The sequence below is a fragment of the Alteripontixanthobacter muriae genome, assembly GCF_013336795.1.
Classification (GTDB): Bacteria; Pseudomonadota; Alphaproteobacteria; order Sphingomonadales; family Sphingomonadaceae; genus Pseudopontixanthobacter; species Pseudopontixanthobacter muriae.
In genome coordinates, this window is record NZ_JAAFZT010000035.1 from 405,595 (window position 1) to 428,682 (window position 23,088).

Consider the following 23,088-nt stretch of genomic DNA (forward strand, 5'->3'; position numbering starts at 1 on the left):
AAGGTAAGCTTTACATCCTCCGAATGAAGTATGTCAAGTTTGCTTTCCTAAATGACAAGGGCGCTGGTCGGGCGCGCACTCGCGGCCCGATGTCCCGGCTGGGCGCTTCCCATCTGAGCAATCCGCCTCTATCTAGTCGCCCTCCCTTCCTTTCGACTGACGAGCTGCCTTTACATGTCCGAGATGATCCGAATCACCCTGCCCGACGGTACCGCGCGCGAGGTCGAGCGCGGGACGACCCCGGCGGATGTGGCGGCAGCGATCGGCCCGCGTCTTGCCAAGGCGGCCATCGCAGCTCGTGTCGATGGCGAAGTGCGCGACATCACGCGCCCCTTCGAAGGCGATGCGCAGCTGGCCCTGATCACCAGCCGCGACGAGGCGGAGGCGCTGGAGCTCGCCCGCCACGATTACGCGCATGTGCTGGCCGAAGCGGTGCAGCAATTGTGGCCCGATACGCAGATCACCTTCGGCCCCGCGACCGATGACGGCTTCTATTACGACTTCGCGCCCTCTGCCGAACGCGGACCCTTCACCGAAGAGGATCTGCCGGTCATCGAGGAGCGGATGCGTGCGATCATTGCCGCCGACAAGCCGCTCATCCGCGAGGAATGGGACCGCGACCGGCTGATCGCGTGGTTTCAGGAACAGGGCGAAAGCTTCAAGGCCGAGTGGGCCGCCGAACTGCCCGAAGGCGAGCCGCTGACGGTCTACCACTCCGGCCCCATCGGCGCCGAGGACACCTGGCTCGACCTCTGCCGCGGCCCGCATCTCGCCAGCACCGGCAAGCTCGACCCGCAGGCCTTCGCTTTGACGCGGGTGTCGGGTGCCTACTGGCGCGGCGACCAGTCGAATGCGATGCTCAGCCGCATCTATGGCACCGGCTGGCTGAACAGGAAGCAGCTCGCCCAGCACATGGAGCGGCTGGAAGAAGCGGCCAAACGCGATCACCGCAAGCTGGGCCGCGAGATGGACCTGTTTCATTTGCAGGAAGAAGCGCATGGCAGCGTCTTCTGGCATCCCAACGGTTACAAGATCTGGCGCGAACTCGAAAGCTATATGCGCCGGGCGATGGATGGCGGCGGCTATCAGGAGATCAAGACGCCGCAGGTCATGGATGCCCGGCAATGGGAGCAGTCCGGCCATTGGGGTAAATATCGCGAGAACATGTTCGTCATCCCCGACGAAGTGCCGAACAGCACCGATGACGGCGCGCTGGTGTCGGACGATGCGCAATGGATGGCGCTGAAGCCGATGAACTGCCCGGCCCATGTGCTGGTCTTCAAGCAGGGCATCACTTCCTATCGCGACCTGCCGATCCGGCTGGGCGAGATGGGCTGCTGCCACCGCAACGAACCGCACGGCGCGCTGCACGGGCTGATGCGCGTGCGCCAGTTCACGCAAGACGATGCGCATATCTTCTGCACCGAAGCGCAGGTCGTCGCCGAGGTTCGCAAGTTCTGCGAGCTGGCGGACCGTGTCTATCGCGAACTTGGTTTCGAAGGCTACTCGATCAAGCTGGCGACCCGGCCAGAACAGCGCTTCGGCTCCGACGCAGACTGGGACAAGGCGGAAGAGGAACTACGCAATGCCGTGCGCGAGGCCGGCATGGCCACCGACGATTACGGCTGGGAAGAACTGGAAGGCGAAGGCGCATTCTATGCGCCCAAGCTGGAGTGGCACCTGACCGACGCCATCGGGCGCACCTGGCAGGTCGGCACCATCCAGTCGGACCGGGTGCTGCCCGAACGGCTGGACGCGACCTATGTGGGCGAGGATGGCAATAAGCACCGCCCGGTCATGCTGCACCGGGCAATCTTCGGCAGCTACGAACGCTTCATCGGCATCCTTATCGAACATTATGCCGGCAAGCTGCCGCTGTGGCTCGCCCCGGTGCAGGCGGTGGTCGCAACCATCGTGTCCGATGCCGACGATTACGCCGGCGAGGTCATGAAGCGCCTGCGCGATGCGGGGCTGCGGGTGGAAAGAGACCTGCGCAACGAGAAGATCAACTACAAGGTCAGAGAACACAGCCTCGCCAAGGTTCCGCACCTGCTCGTCGTCGGCAAGCGCGAGGCCGAGGAAGGCACCGTCGCCATTCGGACGCTCGGTGAAAAGGACCAGCGGGTCATATCGCTGGAGGAAGCCGTGGAGATGCTGACCGAAGGGGCGGCGGCACCAGACCAGCGCAATTAAGCTGCTAAGGCAGGCATTTGCTGGCTGGCGCAGTGGAACCCGCCACCGCCGGCCAACACTGCATCGGCCGGCAGGCCGATGACGGCACGGTCAGGGAACAGTTCGGCAATGGCGGCAACGCCGTCGGGATCGTGCTGGCTACCGAAGGTCGGCACCACGACCAGCTTGCTGGTGATGGCGAAATTCACGTAGCTGGCGGGCTCCATCAGGTAGCCGCGCGTGATGAGCCCGGGCGAGGGGATCTGGCGCACTTCAACCCCGAAGTCCCGAGCCCGCGCCTTGGCGTCGGCGTAGATCGCAGCATTCGGATCGTCCCACCCGGTGGCGCGCGGTAGGCATAGCGTGTTGGCTGCGACGAAGCGGGCAAGATTGTCCACATGCCCGTCGGTGTGGTCGTTGATCAGCCCGTCACCCAGCCAGAGCACGCGGCCGAAGCCGAGATCGCGTGCCAGCCGCTCTTCGATTTCGGAGCGGGTTAGCGACGGGTTCCGGTTCGGGTTCAGCAGGCATTGTTCGGTCGTGACGACCAGGCCGGTTCCATCGCCGTCCACTGCGCCGCCTTCCAGAATCCAGTCTGCCGTGGTTAGCGGCAGACCTGCATCATCGGCCAGTTCGGCGCCGATGGTCTCGTCACCCGGCATCCGGTATTTTTCGCCCCAGCCGTTGAAGGCAAAACGCCTCGCCTCCCGAACGCCGCGGGATTGCACCACCAGCGGCCCGGTATCGCGCAGCCAGATATCGCCGAATTCACGCCGTTCCAGTGTGACCCCGCCGCTCACCAGAGTGCGGGCATGCGCCTCGTTCGCGGCATCTCGGACCAGCAGGCGGACTTCCTGTCCGCTTTCGGCCACCGCATTGGCGAAGGCGGCGATCTGCTCCTGCGCGCGGGACAGATGGCCGGGCCATTCTTCCGCCGCATGCGGGAAGCCGATCCATAACCAGTCCTGCGGCGCCCATTCGGGCGGCATGATCACGCTCATCCTATCGCGGATCCCTTGCAGCAATCGCGCCAGCGGCCGAGTTCAGCAGCCCAGACCATTGGCGCAATTGACGTCGCGAGCTTCCTTGAACTCGTCCCCTTCGACCCAGTTCGGCCAGGCCTCGCTCATCGCCATCATCCGTCCCAGACGGTAGAACAGCTGCAGATCGTTCAGCGCACCAGACCAGTCCCAATTGGGATCATATTCGTCATTGGGACCGTGATAGGCGCTTTCGGTATAGGCCTTCGCCACGGCAGCGCCTGCTTCGACACCGCCTGTCACCAGATCTTCCCCCCCATCGACATACAGCATCGGCACGCCGCGCTTGGCGAAGCTGAAATGGTCGGAGCGGTAGTAGTACCCTTTTTCCGGCGTCGGTTCGGGCGTGGCACGGCGGCCTTCCGCCAGCAGCGCCTTGGTCAGAAACGCGTCGAGCTCGCTCTTGCCGCCGCCGACGACGGTCACGTCGCGGGCAGGCCCGGCGATGAACATTGCGTCCATATTTACGCCGCCGACGGTCTGCGACAGCGGGAAGACCGGATTGGCAGCATAATATTCGCTGCCGAGCAGGCCCTGTTCCTCGGCCGTGACGGCAAGGAACACGAGGCTGCGTTCGGCCGGTCCGGCATCGGCATGCGCTTCCGCAAGTGCTACCAGAGCGGCGGTGCCGGTCGCATTGTCGATCGCTCCGTTGCAGATGTCATCACCGGTCGCGTCGGGAGTGCAGCGGCCGAGGTGATCCCAATGCGCGGTATGCATGACATATTCGTCGGGACGTTCATTGCCCGGCAGGATGCCGATCACGTTCTTCGACTGGAACTTGCGAATCGCATTATCGAAGCTGGTGGAGGCCGTCAGCCCCAGCGGTACGGCACGAAAACCGCGCTGCTTCGCCCGTGCGCTCAGGGCCGAAAGGTCCTGCCCCGCCGCCTGCATGATGCGTTCGGCGACAGGCTTCTGGATCCAGCCGTTGACCTGCGTTTCGTCCATGTTGCCATTCGCGGTCTGGGCGAAGCTCTGCGGGCCGCTCCAGCTGGATTCCACGACATTCCAGCCATAGGCGGCCGGGTAGGTATCGTGGATGATCAAGGCACCGGCAGCGCCCTGCCGCGCGGCTTCCTCATATTTATAGGTCCAGCGGCCGTAATAGGTCATGGCGCGGCCGTTGAAGTCGCCTTCCATCCCCTGCTGTTCGTAATCGGGATCGTTCACGAGGATGACGGCGGTCTTGCCCCTCATGTCCACGCCGGCATAATCGTTCCAGCCCTTCTCAGGGGCGTTGATGCCATAGCCGACAAAGACCAGCTCGCTGTCGTCCAGAACGGTACGTTCATTTTCGCGATAGGTGACGCCGACCCAGTCGTCGGCGAATTCGAAGCGCATGGCCTCGCCATTGCCGGCGACGGTGAGGGGCGCGTAATCGCTGCCGGTGATTTCTACGAGCGGCACTTCCTGCACCCATGAGCCTTTGTTGCCGGGCTGCAGTCCGGCCTTGGCAAAGCGGTCAATCAGCAGGGAAACCGTCTTTTCCTCGCCAACGGTGCCGGGCGCGCGGCCCTCGAATTCGTCGGACGAGAGAGTGCGCGTCACGTCTTTCATGATCGACAGGTCGATGGTGCCGGGGGCGACGTCGGGAATGGACGCATCGCCCAGCATTGTCGCGGGACGGGTCTGGTCCTGACCGGATTGCGTAGTGCTGCAGCCTGCCAGCGCAAGGGCCGTGCCGCTCAGCATGGCAGTAGCGAAAATGTTGCGGATCATAAAAGCCCTCGACCTCGGATTACGTGATGCATCTCGTATTACAGACCGGTCCGGGCTGGGCAAGATATGGTTGCCCCGCAATCGGTGCTGGGGCAGGGCGGGGCAATGGCAGGTGCGGAACAGGCAGCGAACTGGGAAGGCGCGTTGGAGCGGGCGCGCAACCATGGGCCGTTCCTCGCCCGCGGGCTGGAGCGCCTGCCCGGGATCGCCGGCCTGCTTGATGAAGGGAGCGGCGAGGATGCGCTGAATCTCGCCAAGCAGGCAGGCGAGGGCATCGGCGATGCCGGTGTCGCTCTTCGGCGCGAGAAGCTGGCCCTGGCCGTTACGCTGGCTGTCGGCGATCTTGCCGGCGCGTTCACGCTCGACCGGGTGATGCAGGAGCTGTCCGCCTTTGCCGACCGGGCGCTGGACCGGGCGATCACCGCTGCCATCCTGCGCCGCGTACCAGATACGGAGCCCGCCGGCTTTCTGGCGCTGGCGCTCGGCAAACATGGCGCGCGCGAATTGAACTACAGCTCCGACATCGATCCGATCCTGCTCTATGACGCGGAAACCTTGCCGCGCCGTCCACGTGACGAGCCCGGCGAAGCGGCGCAACGCTATGCCCGCGACATCGTGCAGATGCTGTCGCAGAACACGGCGGAAGGGTATGTCTTCCGGGTCGATCTGCGGCTTCGCCCGGCAAGCGAGGTCAGCCCGCTTGCGATCTCCACCGCAGCGGCGCTGGTGCATTACGAATCCAGCGCTCTTGCCTGGGAGCGCGCGGCTTTCATTCGGGCGCGGTCCTGCGCCGGCGACATTGCGGCAGGGCGTGAATTCCTGTCGGCCATCGACGGCTTCATCTGGCGGCGCAGCCTCGATTTTGGCGCCATCGATGCGATCCGCCGTCTTACCCTGCGGATCAGGGCGGGTCACGACGGGCCGCGCGTTCCGGGCCGGGGCTACAGCGTGAAGCACGGGCGCGGCGGCATTCGCGAGGTCGAGTTTTTCGCCCAGACTCACCAGCTGGTGCATGGCGGGCGCGACCCGACCCTGCGGCAGCGCGGCACGCGGCCTGCTCTGGATGCACTGGCGGCTGCGGGGCGCATCGGACCGGAGGATGCGCAGCAACTTGGTGAAGCTTATGACCGGCTGCGAATTGTCGAACATCGCCTGCAGATGGTCGAGGATCAGCAGACTCACGAACTGCCCGGCGGAGCGGCCCTGGACAATGTTGCCCGGCTCGACGGTCTGGCTGACGGCCCCGCCCTGGTCGCAGGGCTGACGCAGACGACCGAAGTGGTGGGGCGACGGTTCGACGCGCTGATCGAGGAAGATACGCCCGCTGCATCTGGGGTGGCGGACAGCGCCGGCACTCTGGCGGCGCGGCTCTCGAATCTCGGTTTCGAGGATACGTCCGCGCTTGCCGCCCGCATCGAGGGGTGGAGCGACGGCCGTTACCGCGCCCTGCGCAGCGAAGGGGCGCGGCAGGCGTTCGACGATGTGCTGCCCGATCTGCTGGCCGCGCTTGCCGAAGCGCCGGAGCCTGACCGCGCCATCCTGCGTTGGGAGAGGGTTCTTGCCGCCGTGCCATCAGCCATCAATCTCTTCCGCCTGCTTGCCGCGCGGCCAGCGCTGCTTTCGCAACTGATCAGCATCCTGTCACTCGCGCCTCCGCTGGCTGACGAACTGGGGCGGCGCCCTGAACTGCTGGACACGCTGATCGACCGGTCGGCATTCGACCTGCCCGGCGGTGTCGGTGCGCTGGCGGCGCGGATGGCCGCACGTCCTATGGCGCTCGGTTCGGATTACGAGGACGTGCTCGACCGCATTCGCGTGGTCACGGGCGAGACGCGCTTCGCATTGGGCGTGCAACTGATCGAGGCTGCGCATGATCCGCTCGAGATCGCGGCGGCGCTTTCCGACACGGCAGAGGCCGCCATTCGCGTGGCCGTAGCCGCGGCAGAAGCGGTCTTCGTCGAAAAGCACGGCAAGGTGCCGGGGGCGGAGCTGGTCGTACTGGGCCTCGGCCGGTTGGGCGGAGGATTTCTGACTCACGCGAGCGACCTCGACATCGTCTATCTCTTCTCCGGCTCGCACGAGGGCGAATCCGATGGGCCGAGGCCGCTGGGCGCGACCTTGTATTTCAACCGGCTGGCGCAGCGGGTCTCCGCCGCGCTCAGCGTGCCAACCGCTCAGGGCGCTCTTTACGAGGTGGATACGCGGCTTCGGCCCCAGGGCAACCAGGGTCCGCTGGCCGTCAGCATGGAAAGCTTCGCGCGCTATCAGCGGGAACAGGCATGGACGTGGGAACATATGGCGCTGACCCGCGCGCGGCCGCTTGCCGGGTCTCGCGATGCGCGGAGCGATCTGCAGGCGCTGATCCGCGACATCCTGTCTGCCCCGCATGAAGCAGCCGATCTGAAGGAAGCGGTTCTGGGTATGCGGGCAGATATGGCCGCGCACAAACAGCCCCGCGGAATACTCGATGCAAAGCTGCTGCGCGGCGGCTTGGTGGATCTGGAATTCATCGTTCATTTTCTGCAATTGCGAGAGCAGGTGGCTTTCACGCCTCGCCTGCCCGAAGCCATCGCGCAGCTTACCGCCGCCGGAATGCCGACCGGCGGATTGGCGGAAGCAGAGCGGTTCATGACCTGCCTGCTGGTAGCAGCCCGTCTTGTCGCGCCCGATCTCACCCGCCCGCCTGCCGCGGCGCAGGCGGTGCTTGCCAAGGCCTGCGGCGCGGAGAATTTCGCGGCACTGGTGCAGGAATTCACGGCAAGGCGCCAAACGGTTGCGGCTTGCTGGAATGCGGTGTTCGACATTGAACTGGAGATCGAAACATGATTCCCGAACCCGGAAATGCACTGCCCGAAATCAGTCTGGAAGCTCCTGAAGGAGGTCAGGTCACTCCTGCAAGGCATCACGCCGAGCATCCCGGCCGCCGCCTCGTGCTGTTCTTCTATCCCAAGGACAACACGCCTGGCTGCACGGCCGAAGCGCAGGATTTTTCGGCCTTGCAGGAGCGGTTCGCCGCTGCGGACACCGATCTCCTCGGCATAAGCAAGGATTCGCCGCGCAAGCACCGCAATTTCATTGCGAAACTTGGCCTCACCGTGCCGCTGGCGACCGATGCGGAAGAAGGTGGCCTGTCGGACGCTCTGGGCCTCTGGACCGAAAAGCAGATGTACGGGAAGACCTACATGGGCATGGTCCGCACGACCATCCTGCTGGATGAGGCGGGCAAGATCCTGCGCATCTGGCCCAAGGTGCGGGTGAAGGGCCATGCACAGGAAGTGCTCGACGCCGTAGAGGCGCTCTGATGACGGTGAGGGAGGTAACCTCCACATTGCAAGGGCCGTCCGCTGGCGAGGATGACGCATCGCTGCCCGGCGTTTCGTCCGCAATCGTCACGGTTCTGTTGACGGCGGACCCTCAGGAGAAAGTCATGGCGGCTCGCGACGTGGCGCGTCGCTGGCGGCTGGGCCGGCTGGCCTTCACTTTCGATACGCCGATGCCTGACCGGCCCGCGTGGCCGAGCGAGCCCGCGCTGCTGCCGCCGGCGCAGATGCCGCGAAGAGGCAAGGGCGGGTCGGATCGCACGCGAATCGCCATGTGGCATAGCCTTGCCCATATCGGATTTGTCGCCATCGACCTCGCCCTCGACATGGCAGGCCGGTTTGGTGCCGAGATGGGCGAGGAGTTCGTCTCCGACTTCCTGGCCGTCGCAGCGGATGAGGCGATGCATTTCGCCCTGCTGGACCGCAAATTGCGTCGGATGGGCAGTCATTATGGCGCGCTGCCCGCCCATGCGGGCTTGTGGGAAACGGCGGAACGCACCGCGCATGATGTCGCCGCTCGCCTGGCGATCGTGCCGATGGTGCTCGAGGCGCGGGGACTCGATGTCACGCCTGCGATGATCGCGCGAGTCCAGTCGCAAGGGGACAAAAAAGGTGCGCGGATCCTCAAGCGCATTCTTGACGACGAGATCCGCCATGTCGGCTTTGGCACGAAGCATTTTGTCGCAATCTGCTGCGACGAACGGATTTCACCGCAAAAACGATGGAAATCCTTACTGAAAACCTACTTTCGAGGGGGTCTGAAGGGTCCTTTCAACGACTCAGCGCGTCTCGCCGCCGGTCTGTCGCAGGACTTCTATGCTGGTCTTGCTTCGTAAAGCTTTGACTGGCTAACCCGATAATCAACGAGGCGGGGCAAGGTTCCCGACTTCGTGAAAATTAGTTTCCACCTCCGGTCACGGATCGCCGGAGCACAAGGAAACGGGGTCATGCGGTGCCTTTACGGTGCCGGAGAAAAAGGACGGGTACATTGGTCGCAATCATCTCCTCGCACGGTAATTCGGGTCGCAAAATTTCGGAAAAGGCAGCGGTAATCGCAACCGCAGCGTTCATTGCGATGTCGGCACAGCCGGCTCTCGCCAACAGCGCCGCTGCAGACATTACCGCGCCGGTTCGCGATGCGCAGACTTCGCCGCTCGGCGGCGGTGACGAACAGTTCCGCCAGCTTTTCGCCAGCTGGGAATCGCTCGACAATGGCGGCGTGCAGACGGTGCAGCCCACCGTGATCGCCATTCCCTCGCGCATGCCGGTCGAAGGCGTGCGCCTCTCCAGCGACTACGGGATGCGGAACCACCCCGTGATCGGTGGCCGCCGCGCGCATAAGGGCGTTGACCTTGCCGGTCCGACCGGCACGCCGGTCTATGCCACGGCCGACGGCCTGGTCGAAACGGCCAAGAACTTCTCCAGCTACGGCCTCTATGTCCGCATCGAGCACGGCGCACGCCTTGAAACGCGTTACGCCCACATGTCGCGCCTGGCGGTTGCCGCTGGCGAACGCGTGCAGAAGGGCGACATCATCGGCTATATCGGCAGCACCGGCCGATCGACCGGCCCGCATCTGCACTACGAAGTCCGCATCGACGGCGAAGCGGTCAATCCCATCCCCTACATGGTCGAAAGCGAAGCGCAGCAGGCGTTCGCTCTGGCTACCGGTCAGGGCGGTATGGGCGGCGGCGAAGACTGATCGCCGGACAACTTATGCCCTGATCGCAGGGCTGCTTCAAAGGCGGTGCGGAGCGATCCGGCCGCCTTTTTGCTTGTCCGCTGCTCGGCCTTGATTAGTCTGCCGGGTGGAGAGGACAAAATATGCACCCGATAATACATGCGCAGGGCCGAGCGGATCAACCCGCTATCATCATGGCGGAAAGCGGCGAGACGGTCAGTTACGCCGAAATGGACCGCCGGGCCAACCGCGCCGCCCATCTGCTGCGGGATCGCGGGCTGAAGGCCGGTGACGCCTTCGCGGTCCTGATGGAGAACCACGCGCGCTATTTCGACCTCGTCTGGGGTTCGCAGCGCGCCGGCACGATGATGGTGCCGATCTCGACCCGCCTGACCGCCAGCGAAATCGCCTATATGATCGAGGACAGCGACAGCAAGCTGCTGATCGCCTCCATCGCTTATGCAGAGGTCCTGAACGGAGTTCGAGAACGATGCCCCGATTTGCCGGTGCTCGTGCTGGGCGAAGAGGGCGAGGACTCTCTCGTCAGGGCGCTCGAAAAGCAGCCTGACACGCCGATTGCAGATCCTGCTACCGGTATGACGATGCTTTACAGTTCCGGCACCACTGGCCGGCCCAAGGGCATTCGCCCAGCCCCGCCTGAGTCGCAGGACGTGACAGAAGGCGTGCCGCTGGTCGGCCTTGCCGTGATGGGGGCTGGCTGGCCCGCCGATGGGGACATGACCTATCTGTCACCTGCGCCGCTCTATCACGCGGCCCCGCTGGGGTGGTGCACCACCGTCCACCGGCTGGGCGGAACTGTCGTGGTGATGGAAAAATTCGATCCCGAAACAGCGTTGTCGGCCATCGAGAAATACGCTGTCACGGACAGCCAGTGGGTGCCGACGCATTTCATCCGCATGTTGAAACTGCCTGAAGAGGTCCGGCAGCGATACGACCTGTCCAGCCATCAGCGCGCCATTCACGCCGCGGCGCCGTGCCCGGTCCCGGTGAAGCGGCAGATGATCGAATGGTGGGGACCGATCGTCACCGAATATTACGCCGGGTCGGAAGGCATCGGCATGACCCTGATCAAGAGCGAGGACTGGCTCGATCATCCAGGGTCGGTCGGCCGGGCAATCTATGGCACGGTTCACATCTGCGGACCGGATGGAGAAGAGGTGCCGGCTGGCACCGACGGGCTGGTGTATTTCGAAAATGCGCGTCTTCCGGCCTATCACAATGATGCGGAGAAAACCGCCGATGCGATGCATGCTAGCGGATGGATGACGCTGGGCGACATCGGTCATGTCGACAAGGACGGCTTTCTGACCCTGACCGACCGCAAGAGCCACATGATCATTTCGGGCGGTGTGAACATCTATCCGCAGGAGATCGAGAATCTGCTCGTCACGCACCCCAAGGTGATAGATGCGGCGGTGATCGGTGCGCCGCATGACGATCTTGGCGAAGAAGTGGTCGCCATCGTCCAGCCGATGGACATGGGCGAGGCAGGCGAAGCGCTGGAAGCGGAATTGCGCGACTTCCTCGCTGCCGACCTTTCCCGGATCAAGCTGCCGCGGCGAATCGACTTTCGCCCCGATTTGCCGCGCGAGGCGAATGGCAAGCTCTACAAGCGCGAATTGCGCGATGAATATGCTGCGCGGGCCGATGCCTAGGCTGAGATCATGCCAAAGCTGCGGAACGAAGGCTGGGGTGTGATCGTAGTCCTTTAACTTGGCACGAAGGTGGCGTGGCGAGAACACGCTGTTGGAGAGCTTCAATGAAGAACGGAATTTTACCTGTCCTTGTGGCCGGAACGATGCTGCTGGGCGGATGCGCCGCCGGAGTTGGCGGCAGCCCCTTGGGCGGCATCTTCGGTTCGGTCCTTGGCGGGAATGTGCGAAATGACAACGACCGGTTCGAAAGGGCCGCTGCCGATGCCTGCGGACGTGAAGCTGCCCGCTATGGCCGTGTAGCGATTTCCGACGTCAGGCAGACCAGCCGCGATATCGTTCGCGTCGATGGCCGCGTCTTGACGCGGGATCGGTACGAACGGCGTTTCAGCTGCATTTTCCGCAGCGATGGCCGCATCGTGGATTTTCGGGTCGACTGATTATACGCGCTGCGTGCTGCCGATGCCTTCGGCTGCTGGCGAGTACCCTTCGCGGATTATCCTGCCAGCAGCCGCTCTGCAATCTGCCTTACTTCCGACCCGATGTCGTCGCGTTGCAGTGACAGGGCCAGGGTCGCTTCGACAAAGCCCGCCTTGTTTCCGCAATCATAGCGCGACCCGTCGAAAGTCACGGCATGGAACGGCTGGTTACCGATCATTTTCGCCATCGCATCGGTCAGCTGGATCTCGTCGCCTGCGCCTTTTTCCTGCCCCTGCAGGGTTTGCATAACTTCAGGCTGGAGAATGTAGCGCCCCGACACGATCTTGTTCGAAGGCGCGTCCTTGACCGCGGGTTTTTCGATCAGTCCCCGGACTTCGGTCAATGCTCCGTCCTCGTCACCGGGATGGATGACTCCGTAGTTCGACACCTCGTCATCCGGCACTTCGATGACGCTGATCAGATTGCCGCCGGTGCGGGCATAGGCATCCACCATCTGCTTCAGGCAGCCGGGGCGGCCCCACATCAGCTCATCCGGTAGCAGGACCGCGAAGGGTTCGTCGCCGACGATGTCGCGCGCGCACCAAACGGCATGGCCGAGGCCGAGCGGCTCCTGCTGACGGACATAGGCGCAATTGCCGGGCATCAGCCGCGTTCCTTCCAGCAGGGACATGTCCTTGCCGCGCTCGGCCATGGTTGCTTCGAGCTCGTAAGCGATGTCGAAATGATCCTCGATCGACGATTTGCCCCGGCCGGTGACGAAGATCATCTGTTCGATGCCTGCCTCGCGCGCCTCGTCCACGGCGTACTGGATCAGCGGCCGGTCAACGATGGGCAGCATTTCTTTCGGCACGGCCTTGGTGGCGGGAAGGAACCGGGTGCCGAGTCCTGCGACGGGGAAGACGGCTTTCTTGATCGGGCGATGTTCTGTCATTGCCGGGAATGATAGGCGGACTGCACGGCGCGTCAATAAATGTACATTGCTTTGCAAGGTTTTTTGCGTGCCACCGCTTGCCCCTCGCGGCATTCAGTCTACACGATGGCGCGATGGACAAGATCATCATTCGCGGCGGCAAGAGGCTGTCCGGCACCATCCCCATCTCCGGCGCGAAGAACGCGGCGCTTACGCTGATTCCCTGCGCCCTGCTGACAGAGGAACCGCTGACCCTGCGGAACCTGCCGCGTCTCGCTGACATAGATGGCTTCCAGCATCTGATGACACAATTCGGCGCATCGACCACGGTCGCGGGCAAGCGGCCCGAGGATTTCGGTCGGGTCGTCACGATGGAGGCACCGCGGCTGACCTCGACAGTCGCGCCCTATGATCTGGTGCGCAAGATGCGCGCCTCGATCCTGGTGCTCGGCCCCCTGCTGGCGCGTGCAGGGGAGGCGACGGTTTCGCTGCCGGGCGGTTGCGCCATCGGCAACCGGCCGATCGACTTGCATCTGAAGGTTCTGGAAGCGCTCGGTGCCGAAATCGAACTGGCCCAAGGCTATGTCAGGGCAGCTGCGCCCGATGGCGGCCTTCCGGGCGGTGATTTCACTTTCCCAGTGGTGTCGGTAGGCGCGACGGAGAACGCGTTGATGACGGCGGTGCTGGCGAATGGCACGAGCCGTCTTTTCAATGCCGCTCGTGAGCCGGAAATCGTCGATCTCTGCAATCTGCTGGTCGCGATGGGTGCCGAGATCGAGGATATCGGCTCCGGCGATCTGACCATCCACGGTGTGAAGCGGCTGTTCGGTACGACCTACAAGGTCATGCCCGACCGGATCGAAGCCGGCTCCTACGCCTGCGCTGCCGCGATCACGGGCGGCGACGTGCTGCTGGAAGGCGCGAAGGAAAAGGAAATGGCGGCAACCCTGCACGCCCTGCGGAACATCGGCGTCATTTGCGAGGTGGAGAAGACCGGCATTCGCATCACCGCCGACGGGCCGCTGAAGCCGGTCAATCTGTCGACCGCACCTTACCCCGGCCTCGCCACCGACATGCAGGCGCAGCTGATGGCGCTGCTCTGCCGCGCGGAAGGTACCAGCGTGCTGACCGAGACGATCTTCGAAAACCGCTACATGCATGTCCCCGAACTGGCGCGCATGGGCGCGCATATCGAAACCTCCGGGCGGACGGCGATCGTCCACGGCGTCGACAGGATGACGGGGGCAGAGGTGATGGCGACCGACCTGCGCGCATCGATGAGCCTGATCATTGCCGGTCTTGCGGCAGAGGGCGAAACGCAGGTCCGTCGCATCTACCACCTCGACCGTGGGTATGAGCGGCTGGAGGAGAAGCTGGCGCAGGCAGGCGCGGATATTGAACGCATTGGCGACGAATAGATCGTTTGCGGTCTCGGCCCGGACCCTTTGCCTTCCTGCCGCGTTAAGTTGGCAAGAAAGGCAGGTATATTATGGGTCTGTTGAAAATGGCCGCGCTGGGTACTCTCGGCTACGCGGGTTACAAATATTACACGAAGAACAAGAATCCGGACAATGCGGCTTTCGCTGCGGGTCAGCCGGGAAATACCAATGTGTCGCAAGTGCGCGATTCCGGTCCGGGTGCCATGCGCGACGGGGCGGCAACGACATGGACGCGTACTGACGAAGCGAGCGACGAAAGCTTTCCCGCAAGCGATCCGCCCGCCACCTACTGACTTGAAAACAGATTGATATGGGGCGCTGTATCATCTGATGGAGCGCCCTTTCTGTTGCCTGGTGCAGGTGCAGCATTGTAGATCTGGCTTGTTTTCGGATCCTTTCGAGCCGGTTACCCGACCAGCCCGCTAGTCGCGATCCGGTCCCAGCATCGCTTCCGGTCTTACCACACGGTCATATTCCTCGCCCGAAACATCGCCGCTGGCGATTGCAGCCTCACGCAAAGTCTGGCCTTTCTCATGCGCCGTTTTGGCGATCGCCGCCGCCTTGTCATAGCCGATCGAGGGAGCCAGCGCGGTCACGAGCATGAGCGAGTTTTCGACGCCTCGCGCGATGTTGTCCCGCCGTGGCTCCAGCCCCGCAAGAAGGTTCGTGGTGAAGCTGTTTGCCGCATCCGCCAGCAGGCGCGTGCTCTGGAGAAAATTGTAACCGACGACCGGGCGATAGACGTTCAGTTCAAACTGGCCCTGGCTGTCGGCGAACGTAATCGCGGCATGATTGCCGAACACCTGGGTGCAGACCTGTGTCAGCGCCTCGACCTGGGTCGGGTTGACCTTGCCCGGCATGATGGACGAGCCGGGTTCGTTCGCTGGCAGCGCCAGTTCGCCCAAGCCTGATCTGGGACCGGACCCGAGCAGGCGAATGTCGTTCCCGATCTTGTAAAGCCCAGCCGCCAGCGTGTTCAACGCGCCATGAGCAAACAGCAAGGCGTCCTGCGATGCCAGCGCGGCGAATTTGTTGGGCGCAGTCACGAATGGCAAGCCGGTGTCGTCTGCTATGGCGGAGGCAAACTCCTCTGCAAATCCCTTGGGCGCGTTCAGGCCCGTGCCGACCGCCGTGCCGCCCTGCGCCAGCCGGTACAGTCCGGGGAGGCTGGCCTCGATGCGCTCGATACCGGCGGCGACCTGCGCACCGTAACCGGAAAATTCCTGACCGAGCGTTAGCGGGGTAGCGTCCTGCGTGTGGGTGCGGCCGATCTTGACAATGTCGTCCCACTTTTCCGCCTTGGACTGCAAATCCGCATGCAGCGCCTGCATTGCCGGCAGCAGATCATGCTTCAACGCCAGCACTGCAGCGATGTTGATGGCGGTCGGGAAGGTATCGTTTGAAGATTGGCTCATGTTGACGTGATCGTTTGGGTGGATCGGGCTCTTCGATCCTGCTTCACCGCCCAGCGTGATATTCGCGCGGTTGGCGATCACCTCATTCGCATTCATGTTGCTCTGCGTGCCGGATCCGGTCTGCCAGACGACCAAGGGGAAATGTTCGTCGAGCGTGCCGTCGGCGACCTCTCCTGCGGCATGGACGATCGCATAGGCCAATCTGTCGTCGAGCAATCCCAGGCGATTGTTGGTGCGTGCCGCCGCCCGCTTCACGCGGCCCAGCGCATGCACGATGCCATCCGGGATGGTCTCGCCGCCGATCTTGAAGTTCTCCAGGCTGCGCTGCGTCTGTGCGCCCCACAAGCGGTCGGCAGGAACCTGCACTTCGCCCATGGTATCGGTTTCGCTGCGCATTTCGGCCATGTCTTGCCTCGTCGATGAAATTGGAAGGTCATCGGCGGAACGGGCGAACTGCCGGCGGTGTTCCGTCATGTTCTCTAACGCGCGACCAGCCAGATGCGGATCGCACCTGCGAGGCCCGGCGGCACCTCGGCTTGGAGGCGTTCGGCATCGATCCGCGCGACGAGCGCATTGAGGGGCAGGCGCATCTCGGTAGCTGCTTCGCGCAGCATATCCCAGAACAGGGGTTCGAGGCTGATCGATGTCTTGTGCCCGGCAATTTCGACGGAGCGCTTGACCGGCGGATGGAAGGGCGTGCTCACCGAAGCATTCTAGCCCAGTAGGGGGCCGAAGCTCAACACATCCGAAACAGGGGATGGGAGATGCACCGCTGCGAGCGCATTTCCCATTCCATTCTACTCGTAATCGGCCATTTCTACCCTGACGCGGCGATTGAGCGGTTCTCTCATGCCGTCACCGGTTTCGACCAGCGGCGGCATTTCGCCTTCCGCTTCGACATCTATCTGGGCAGTTTCGACGCCCTGCAATGCAAGATATTGCCGCGCCTGCTCTGCACGTTGCCCAGACAATTGGCGATTGTAGGGGACCGGCGCGGCACGATCGGCGAAACCGGAAAGCGCAAAGCTTTCCGAAACTGCTTCCGGGCGGTTTTCGACCAGATAGTCGAGAATGGCGCGTGCGCCGCTCGTCAATTCAGCCGAATCGAAGGCATGATAGACGCGCGGCGTGGTATCAGGATTTGTCCTCAATCGCTCCAGCATACGCTGGTTCGCCTGCTCGACCGTCTCTGCGGTCAGCGCCATGCCCGTACCTGTTGTTTCCGCAGGTGCGGCATCATCGACGATCGCCGTTTCTTCGGTGGCCGCTTCGACCAGCACTTCGTCTTCGACCTGATCGTCGTCGCTGCCCAAAATCCACCACAGCAGCAGCGCGGCCAGGAGCAATGCGAGCAATATCCAGAGCCACGCGAAGCTCGATTTCCTTTCTACCGGAATCTACGCCATCTGTTTTCCCCTTGAGTTTGTAGCCGTTCTCTTGCCTGTAACCGGTTCGCGCCGCGATGCTTTGACGAATGTACCGCGGCGGAGACAGGCAAACAGCAGCGTTTAAAGGGCGACAGGGCCGTGGATGCAGAATGAGGCACCACGATCATCGCTCCCGCTGCGCCTGCCACGAACGAAGTTTGCATGGCGCCGGGACCATCAATACATGTGCTGGCCGCCATTGATGCTCAGGGTCGATCCCGTGATGAAGCCGGCTTCTTCGGCGCACAGGAAGGCGACGCCGCGGGCGATCTCGCTGGCCTGGCCCAATCGGCCGACGGGGATCTGCGCGACGATCTTCTCCAGGACCGGCTCGGGCACGGCGGCCACCATGTCGGTGTCGATATAGCCCGGCGCGATGGCGTTGCAGGTAACGCCGACCCGCGCACCCTCTTGCGCCAGGGCCTTGGTGAACCCGTGAATGCCGGATTTGGCGGCGGCGTAATTGACCTGTCCGTATTGGCCCGCCTGCCCGTTGATCGATCCGATGTTTACGATACGGCCCCATTTGCGCTCGCGCATTCCGGGGAAGCAGGCTTTCGCCATGTTGAAGCAACCGCCCAGATTGATCCGCATGACCTCGTCCCAATCGTCAACGCTCATCCGGTGCAGAGTGCCGTCGCGCGTGATGCCCGCGTTATTGACGACGATCTCGACTGGCCCCAGTTCTTCGCTGACTAGCTGGCACCCTTCGAGGCACGCCTGATGGTCGCCAACGTCCCATTTGAAGCTTCTTACGCCGAATTCGTCGCTGAACCTGCGCGCGGCCTCGTCATTGCCGGCGTAACTCGCGGCCACTGTATAGCCCTTGTCGCGCAGGGTCGTGCAGATCGCCTTGCCGATCCCTCGTGTTCCCCCGGTAACGATTGCCACTCGCGTCATTGTCGCTGATCCTTCCTGCATCCTCTACAGGCTCCGGCTTTTGCTCGGATGCCCAGGTCAGCTTATTGCGCGCTTCGCCGCGAGTTACAAAGGAAATGGAAGGAGCGCAGCGGCAGGGCGGCGGGCCGCTTGCTGTAACGTCATGAAAGGTAAAGCGGAGTGGGCGAACCCGGCCAGGTCAGAACCGGAACTGGGTGCCCACATAGACCGCCTTGTCGTCTTCGACACCATCGGTCAGCGGAGCAAGGCGGTCGCGATCCTGAGAAAGACGAACGCCTGCGGTCACGTTCAGATTGGGTGCGAGGCGATAGGCTCCGCCAAGATCCACGCTCTGTTCGCCAAGCCCTTCCAGGGTCCGGGGTGCACGCCCGGCTGCCGTATCGTCGCTCTCCAGCGCTATACGCGGCTGGAACCGGCCAGGCTTGTCGTCCGCGCCGTTATCGGGACGGAAAGCCGAGAGATCGGGCATGCGCGATTCGCGAACGCCCGAGGGCAGTTCGATGGGCTTGGAGAAAGTCTGATAGCCGCGCGCTACGCCCAGATTGTAGCGCATCGGCGCAACCGCCAGAACGGCAACGGTCGATTTCGTGCCAAGACCGGATGCACCGCGTGCAGACTGAATGGCAGCACGCATCGATATGGCACGTGCGGTGCGGTCATCCACCCGAACGGCCACGGTCATGGCGCGGTCGGGAGCATTCAGCGAACCTGCGGGAGTGAACCGCATCGCCTGACCTTTTTCGTTCAGGCTTTGCGCGACGCGCGCGGCAAGAGCGGGATCGACGTTGGCCGGCGTGAAGGGCGCGAATTCAGCCCCGCCGCGGCTCACAAGGCTCACGGCTGGATTGTTGCCGGGCAACGCGAGGCTGGCGGCGGGAATGGCAGCTACAAGGCCGGCGGCCACGAACAGAGCCGGCGCAAAAGCACCGAAACTTTTCGAGGAGCGCGGATTTGCCATGTCGTTCGCTTGCAGCCCTTCGCCATGATGCGCAAAATGCGCCCTGTTGTTAGACACAGGAACCGCTGAACGGTTCCTTAAATCTGGTTTGCTGTTCCTACGACTCCGCAGGAACGCGTTGTTCTTGTATCAAGACTAGGCCGTCACCTGCCCCTGCGCCACAAAATACAAGCGGGCTGTCAGCATTTACCGGTGACTGTTGCGATCTATCCACAACCCCATCTGCTTTCGTCTTCAAAGCGACTGCAATTAAGCCATCATTCAGTGCGGCCAGCCCCAATCAGGTTTCAGCAAGCACTCGCTGGCTTCGTGCCTGTGGTGCGAAGGCTTGCCGGGTGCGCCATGCAGTCTATAGAAGCCCGCAACAGGCGAAGCCCTCGCGCGGGCATCATTTTGCAATCAGGATCGTCATGAACGCCAATTCCATATTCCGCTCCATGTCCAATGGCCCGCTGGTTCGCGCTGCCGTCGCCATCTCGGTCGCGGCCAGCCTCGCCGCCTGTGCCGGCAACGAACGGCCGCAGGCGGATCTCGCTGCGGCGCAGGTGTCTACCATCGGGGTGAACTCCTACCTCTGGCGCGCAGCGCTGGAGACAGTGGGTTTCGCGCCCTTGCTTCAGGCCGATAGCGCGGGCGGGGTGATCGTGACCGACTGGTATGCGAACCCCGGCAATCCGGGTGAGCGGGTGAAGATGACGGTGTCGATCCTCGACCGCGACCTGCGCGCCGATGCCGTGCGCGTCGCCGCCAGCCGTCAGGTGACGCAAGGCGGCGCTTGGGTCGATGCACCGGTCCAGGCCGCAACCGTGCAGAAGCTGGAAGACATCATCCTGACCAAGGCACGCACGCTGCGCCGCCAGGCAATCGCCAACTGACATCCTGACGCGCCCGGCTGCGGGCGGAACTTACCCCGGGGGCAACCATGACCGATACGCGTTTCGATCCGTCGCAGGCCGACGGGCGCTGGCAACGCGCGTGGGACGAGGCGGGCACCTTCACCGCCGATACCGGCAGCGCCAAGCCGAAAAGCTATGTGCTCGAGATGTTCCCCTATCCCTCGGGGCGCATCCATATCGGCCATGTCCGCAATTACACGATGGGCGACGTCCTGGCCCGCTACAAGCGGATGACTGGTCACGAAGTGCTGCACCCGATGGGCTGGGACGCCTTCGGGATGCCGGCCGAGAATGCCGCAATGGAAAAGAATGTCCATCCCGGCGGCTGGACGCGCGATAATATCGCCAACATGAAGGCGCAGCTGAAGCGCATCGGTTTCGCGCTGGACTGGACGCGCGAATTCGCCACCTGCGATCCCGAATATTACGGCCATGAACAGGCTCTGTTCCTCGATTTGTACGAGGCCGGCCTCGTCTATCGCAAGCAGGCGCAGGTCAATTGGGACCCGGTCGACATGACCGTGCTGGCCAACGAACAGGTGATTGACGGCAAGGGCTGGCGATCCGGAGCCGAGGTCGAGAAGCGCAAGCTGAACCAGTGGTTCCTCAAGATCACCGATTTCGCCGATGACCTGCTGGACGGTCTGAGCGATCTGGAAAACTGGCCCGAAAAGGTGCGGCTGATGCAGGAAAACTGGATCGGCAAGAGCCGCGGGCTGGGATTCTCCTTTGACCTGTCGAATGGCGAGCGCCTGCAGGTCTATTCGACCCGTCCCGATACGATCTTCGGCGCGAGTTTCGTTGCGGTCGCAGCCGACCATCCGTTGGCCCGGTGCGTGGCAGAAGAAAGTGCCGAGGCGCAGGCGTTCGTCGATCTGTGCAAGCGCGGCGGCACCACGGCAGCGGAGATCGAGGCGGGCGAGAAGCTGGGGTTCGACACGGGCATCACTGCGCTTCACCCGATGGACAAATCGCGCCGCCTGCCGGTCTACATCGCTAATTTCGTGCTGATGGATTATGGCACCGGGGCGGTTATGGGCGTGCCCGGTCACGATCAGCGCGATTTCGAATTCGCGACGAAATACAACCTGCCGGTACTGCGGGTCGTCGCGGCGGAAGGTACCGATGCCGATGCACCTTTCGCTGGCGAAGCCGAAGCTGGCGACGGCCGCATCGTGAATTCGGGCAAGCTCGACGGGATGAGCGTCGATGACGCCATTCGCACCGTGATCAATCAGGCAGAAGCCGATGGCTGGGGCGAGGGCAAGACGGTGTGGCGCCTGCGCGACTGGGGCGTATCGCGCCAGCGTTACTGGGGCACGCCGATTCCGTTCATCCATTGCGGCGATGACAGCGGAGACACTTGCGGGGTCGTGCCGGTGCCGAGGGACCAACTGCCGGTTACCTTGCCCGAGGATGTCGATTTCTCCGTGCCCGGCAATCCGCTGGAGCGCCATGCAACCTGGAAGCATGTCGCCTGTCCGCAATGCGGCGGCGAGGCGATGCGCGAAACCGACACGCTTGACACATTCGTCGATTCCTCGTGGTATTTCCTCCGCTTCGCCAGTCAGCCCGACAACCGGCCGTTCGATCCGGAGGAAGTCGCGAAATGGCTTCCGGTGGAGCAATATATCGGCGGCGTCGAACACGCGATCCTGCACTTGCTCTATGCTCGCTTCTGGACTCGTGCGCTCAATCGCATCGGCATGATCGACGTAAAGGAGCCTTTCGCCTCGCTTTTCACGCAAGGCATGGTCACGCACGAGACCTACAGCCGGATGGCAGGCGGCAAGACCGTGTATTACGCGCCCGACGAGATCAGCCGCGAAGCGAAACGGGCGCTGTTGTCTGCCGATGGCGGCGAGGTCGAGATCGGCCGCGTCATCAAGATGTCGAAATCGAAGAAGAACGTCGTCGACCCCGATGCCATCGTTGCGCAATACGGCGCCGACGCCGTGCGCTGGTTCATGCTGTCCGACAGCCCGCCCGAACGCGACCTGCCGTGGTCGGAAGCGGGCATCGAAGGCTGCTGGCGCTTCGTGCAGCGCGCATGGCGGCTGTTCGGGCAAGTGGACGATGATGCCACGGGCGAGGACAAGGCGCTCGACCGCAAGACTCATCAGACCACTGCTGCCATCGCCGACGATATCGAGGCGCTTTCCTTCAACAAGGCGGTGGCGCGGCTTTATGAACTGGCAGGCGCTATCGACAAGGCCGCGCCGTCTGCCAGCCGGACACAGGCGATCCGCACCATGATCCGCCTCGTCGCGCCGATGATGCCGCATCTCGCCGAAGAAGCATGGGCGATGCATGGCGGCGAAGGCCTGATCGCCGATGCCCCTTGGCCGAAGGTCGATCCCGCGCTGCTGGTGGAGGACGAGGTCACCATCGCCGTGCAGGTGAAGGGCAAACTGCGCGACACGCTGACCGTTGCCAAAGGGCTGGCGAAAGAGGAACTGGAGGCGCTTGCGCTCGCCAGCGATAAGGTTCAGCGTAGCCTCGGCGGGGCAGAGATAAGGAAAGTGATCGTCGTGCCGGACCGCCTGGTGAACATCGTCGCATGATCTATTCGCGCCGCCAACTGCTGCTTCGGCGCTTGCTGCTGTGCCTCCTGCCGCTGGCTATGGCCGGATGCGGCCTGCGGCCGATGTATACAGGCGGAGCGAGCGGCGTCACGGCGCAGGTCCTGCAATCCATCAGCGTATCGCCGATCCCGGGCCGCGCCGGTTATCTGATGCAGGGCGCGTTGAACGACCGGCTCGGCAATGCCGGTCCGCAAAACGACACACGATACAGACTCGACGTCATTCTGGACGATAATCTCGAAGCGCTCGGCGTGTTGAGCAACGACACGGTCGGCCGCGAAAGGCGGAGCCTGCGGGCACGCTACCGCCTCGTCGATCTGGCGGAAGGCACGGTGCTGCTGGATGCCACGGCCGGCAGCGATGCGGGCATCGATGTCGTTTCGAGCGAGTATGCGACCATCGCGGCGGAGCAGACCGCGCTCGAGAACCTGACGCGGGATGTGGCCGACCGCATTGTGACCCGGCTCGCCATCGCCATCAACCGGCCCGCCAACGAGAGCCCATGAGAG

General features: G+C 63.3%; 20 protein-coding genes. 12 read left to right on the plus strand and 8 right to left on the minus strand.

Annotated elements, in window-relative coordinates:
- Positions 1 to 174: 174 nt before the first annotated feature.
- A complete protein-coding gene (gene thrS / locus G7A66_RS11915) occupies positions 175 to 2,193 on the plus strand; it encodes a threonine--tRNA ligase (protein ID WP_174295853.1) in 2,019 nt (672 codons plus the stop codon).
- On the opposite strand, the gene G7A66_RS11920 is transcribed toward thrS, so the two are convergent.
- The gene (locus tag G7A66_RS11920; protein WP_174295854.1) at positions 2,190 to 3,173 is read right to left on the minus strand and encodes an agmatine deiminase family protein; all 984 of its coding nucleotides are present in this window, start codon (positions 3,171 to 3,173) and stop codon (positions 2,190 to 2,192) included. The genes thrS and G7A66_RS11920 overlap by 4 nt on opposite strands.
- Positions 3,174 to 3,215: 42 nt before the next feature.
- Entirely contained in the window at positions 3,216 to 4,934 is a 1,719-nt protein-coding gene (locus tag G7A66_RS11925) for a M28 family metallopeptidase (RefSeq protein ID WP_232366834.1), read from the minus strand.
- A 66-nt stretch (positions 4,935 to 5,000) separates the two neighbouring features.
- On the opposite strand from G7A66_RS11925, the gene G7A66_RS11930 reads away from it, so the two are divergent.
- The 6 genes from G7A66_RS11930 to G7A66_RS11955 all read left to right on the plus strand — a co-directional run bounded on the left by G7A66_RS11930 (position 5,001) and on the right by G7A66_RS11955 (position 12,048).
- Positions 5,001 to 7,760, plus strand: a complete 2,760-nt coding sequence (locus tag G7A66_RS11930; RefSeq protein WP_232366835.1) for a bifunctional [glutamine synthetase] adenylyltransferase/[glutamine synthetase]-adenylyl-L-tyrosine phosphorylase — start codon at positions 5,001 to 5,003, stop codon at positions 7,758 to 7,760.
- Positions 7,757 to 8,236: a peroxiredoxin gene (locus G7A66_RS11935; protein WP_174295855.1), complete on the plus strand. Its 480-nt coding sequence runs from the start codon at positions 7,757 to 7,759 to the stop codon at positions 8,234 to 8,236. Before G7A66_RS11930 ends, G7A66_RS11935 begins: the two co-directional genes overlap by 4 nt.
- Positions 8,237 to 8,298: 62 nt before the next feature.
- Complete coding sequence (locus tag G7A66_RS11940) at positions 8,299 to 9,090, plus strand: ferritin-like domain-containing protein (protein WP_408609268.1); 792 nt, start codon at positions 8,299 to 8,301, stop codon at positions 9,088 to 9,090.
- Positions 9,091 to 9,329: 239 nt separating this feature from the next.
- Positions 9,330 to 9,956 (plus strand): M23 family metallopeptidase, encoded by a 627-nt coding sequence (locus G7A66_RS11945; protein ID WP_174296043.1) that lies wholly within the window; start codon positions 9,330 to 9,332, stop codon positions 9,954 to 9,956.
- Positions 9,957 to 10,078: 122 nt separating this feature from the next.
- A complete protein-coding gene (locus G7A66_RS11950; RefSeq protein WP_174295857.1) occupies positions 10,079 to 11,611 on the plus strand; it encodes an acyl-CoA synthetase in 1,533 nt (510 codons plus the stop codon).
- Positions 11,612 to 11,715: 104 nt separating this feature from the next.
- Entirely contained in the window at positions 11,716 to 12,048 is a 333-nt protein-coding gene (locus G7A66_RS11955; RefSeq protein ID WP_206675180.1) for a hypothetical protein, read from the plus strand.
- 56 nt (positions 12,049 to 12,104) lie between these two features.
- On the opposite strand, the gene galU is transcribed toward G7A66_RS11955, so the two are convergent.
- A complete protein-coding gene (gene galU, locus G7A66_RS11960; RefSeq protein ID WP_174295858.1) occupies positions 12,105 to 12,980 on the minus strand; it encodes a UTP--glucose-1-phosphate uridylyltransferase GalU in 876 nt (291 codons plus the stop codon).
- Positions 12,981 to 13,093: 113 nt separating this feature from the next.
- Here galU and murA point away from each other — a divergent pair, with 113 nt between their 5' ends.
- The gene (gene murA / locus G7A66_RS11965) at positions 13,094 to 14,377 is read left to right on the plus strand and encodes a UDP-N-acetylglucosamine 1-carboxyvinyltransferase (RefSeq protein ID WP_174295859.1); all 1,284 of its coding nucleotides are present in this window, start codon (positions 13,094 to 13,096) and stop codon (positions 14,375 to 14,377) included.
- A gap of 71 nt (positions 14,378 to 14,448) precedes the next feature.
- Positions 14,449 to 14,691, plus strand: a complete 243-nt coding sequence (locus G7A66_RS11970) for a hypothetical protein (protein ID WP_174295860.1) — start codon at positions 14,449 to 14,451, stop codon at positions 14,689 to 14,691.
- A gap of 129 nt (positions 14,692 to 14,820) precedes the next feature.
- Here G7A66_RS11970 and fumC read toward each other — a convergent pair whose 3' ends face one another.
- The 5 genes from fumC to G7A66_RS11995 all read right to left on the minus strand — a co-directional run bounded on the left by fumC (position 14,821) and on the right by G7A66_RS11995 (position 19,098).
- Positions 14,821 to 16,218: a class II fumarate hydratase gene (fumC, locus tag G7A66_RS11975; protein ID WP_174296045.1), complete on the minus strand. Its 1,398-nt coding sequence runs from the start codon at positions 16,216 to 16,218 to the stop codon at positions 14,821 to 14,823.
- 74 nt (positions 16,219 to 16,292) lie between these two features.
- Positions 16,293 to 16,517, minus strand: coding sequence for a ribbon-helix-helix domain-containing protein (locus G7A66_RS11980; protein ID WP_174295861.1), 225 nt, complete (start codon positions 16,515 to 16,517; stop codon positions 16,293 to 16,295).
- A gap of 93 nt (positions 16,518 to 16,610) precedes the next feature.
- Positions 16,611 to 17,168, minus strand: coding sequence for an OmpA family protein (locus G7A66_RS11985; protein ID WP_174295862.1), 558 nt, complete (start codon positions 17,166 to 17,168; stop codon positions 16,611 to 16,613).
- 249 nt (positions 17,169 to 17,417) lie between these two features.
- Positions 17,418 to 18,140 carry an acetoacetyl-CoA reductase gene (phbB, locus tag G7A66_RS11990; RefSeq protein ID WP_174295863.1) on the minus strand — a complete coding sequence of 241 codons (723 nt, stop codon included), beginning with the start codon at positions 18,138 to 18,140 and terminating at the stop codon, positions 17,418 to 17,420.
- 178 nt (positions 18,141 to 18,318) lie between these two features.
- Positions 18,319 to 19,098, minus strand: coding sequence for a hypothetical protein (locus tag G7A66_RS11995; protein WP_174295864.1), 780 nt, complete (start codon positions 19,096 to 19,098; stop codon positions 18,319 to 18,321).
- A 437-nt stretch (positions 19,099 to 19,535) separates the two neighbouring features.
- On the opposite strand from G7A66_RS11995, the gene G7A66_RS12000 reads away from it, so the two are divergent.
- From G7A66_RS12000 to lptE, 3 genes are read left to right on the plus strand one after another with little or no spacing between them, the layout of a single operon-like run.
- The gene (locus G7A66_RS12000) at positions 19,536 to 19,973 is read left to right on the plus strand and encodes a DUF3576 domain-containing protein (RefSeq protein WP_174296046.1); all 438 of its coding nucleotides are present in this window, start codon (positions 19,536 to 19,538) and stop codon (positions 19,971 to 19,973) included.
- Between the two features lie 47 nt (positions 19,974 to 20,020).
- A complete protein-coding gene (gene leuS / locus G7A66_RS12005) occupies positions 20,021 to 22,558 on the plus strand; it encodes a leucine--tRNA ligase (protein WP_174295865.1) in 2,538 nt (845 codons plus the stop codon).
- Positions 22,555 to 23,085 (plus strand): LPS assembly lipoprotein LptE, encoded by a 531-nt coding sequence (gene lptE, locus G7A66_RS12010; protein ID WP_174295866.1) that lies wholly within the window; start codon positions 22,555 to 22,557, stop codon positions 23,083 to 23,085. The genes leuS and lptE overlap by 4 nt, the downstream gene beginning before the upstream one ends.
- The last annotated feature ends 3 nt before the right edge of the window (positions 23,086 to 23,088 follow it).

What these genes read in the sequence shown, in the direction of transcription:
- G7A66_RS11935 (WP_174295855.1), top strand. Translation starts at nt 7,757, where the DNA reads ATGATTCCCGAACCCGGAAATGCACTGCCCGAAATCAGTCTGGAAGCT.
- lptE (WP_174295866.1), top strand. Translation starts at nt 22,555, where the DNA reads ATGATCTATTCGCGCCGCCAACTGCTGCTTCGGCGCTTGCTGCTGTGC.
- fumC (WP_174296045.1), bottom strand. Translation starts at nt 16,218, where the DNA reads ATGGCCGAAATGCGCAGCGAAACCGATACCATGGGCGAAGTGCAGGTT.
- G7A66_RS11920 (WP_174295854.1), bottom strand. Translation starts at nt 3,173, where the DNA reads ATGAGCGTGATCATGCCGCCCGAATGGGCGCCGCAGGACTGGTTATGG.
- galU (WP_174295858.1), bottom strand. Translation starts at nt 12,980, where the DNA reads ATGACAGAACATCGCCCGATCAAGAAAGCCGTCTTCCCCGTCGCAGGA.
- G7A66_RS11950 (WP_174295857.1), top strand. Translation starts at nt 10,079, where the DNA reads ATGCACCCGATAATACATGCGCAGGGCCGAGCGGATCAACCCGCTATC.
- G7A66_RS11970 (WP_174295860.1), top strand. Translation starts at nt 14,449, where the DNA reads ATGGGTCTGTTGAAAATGGCCGCGCTGGGTACTCTCGGCTACGCGGGT.
- murA (WP_174295859.1), top strand. Translation starts at nt 13,094, where the DNA reads ATGGACAAGATCATCATTCGCGGCGGCAAGAGGCTGTCCGGCACCATC.
- leuS (WP_174295865.1), top strand. Translation starts at nt 20,021, where the DNA reads ATGACCGATACGCGTTTCGATCCGTCGCAGGCCGACGGGCGCTGGCAA.
- G7A66_RS11925 (WP_232366834.1), bottom strand. Translation starts at nt 4,934, where the DNA reads ATGATCCGCAACATTTTCGCTACTGCCATGCTGAGCGGCACGGCCCTT.
- G7A66_RS11945 (WP_174296043.1), top strand. Translation starts at nt 9,330, where the DNA reads ATGTCGGCACAGCCGGCTCTCGCCAACAGCGCCGCTGCAGACATTACC.
- G7A66_RS12000 (WP_174296046.1), top strand. Translation starts at nt 19,536, where the DNA reads ATGTCCAATGGCCCGCTGGTTCGCGCTGCCGTCGCCATCTCGGTCGCG.
- phbB (WP_174295863.1), bottom strand. Translation starts at nt 18,140, where the DNA reads ATGACGCGAGTGGCAATCGTTACCGGGGGAACACGAGGGATCGGCAAG.
- thrS (WP_174295853.1), top strand. Translation starts at nt 175, where the DNA reads ATGTCCGAGATGATCCGAATCACCCTGCCCGACGGTACCGCGCGCGAG.
- G7A66_RS11955 (WP_206675180.1), top strand. Translation starts at nt 11,716, where the DNA reads ATGAAGAACGGAATTTTACCTGTCCTTGTGGCCGGAACGATGCTGCTG.
- G7A66_RS11930 (WP_232366835.1), top strand. Translation starts at nt 5,001, where the DNA reads ATGGTTGCCCCGCAATCGGTGCTGGGGCAGGGCGGGGCAATGGCAGGT.
- G7A66_RS11995 (WP_174295864.1), bottom strand. Translation starts at nt 19,098, where the DNA reads ATGGCAAATCCGCGCTCCTCGAAAAGTTTCGGTGCTTTTGCGCCGGCT.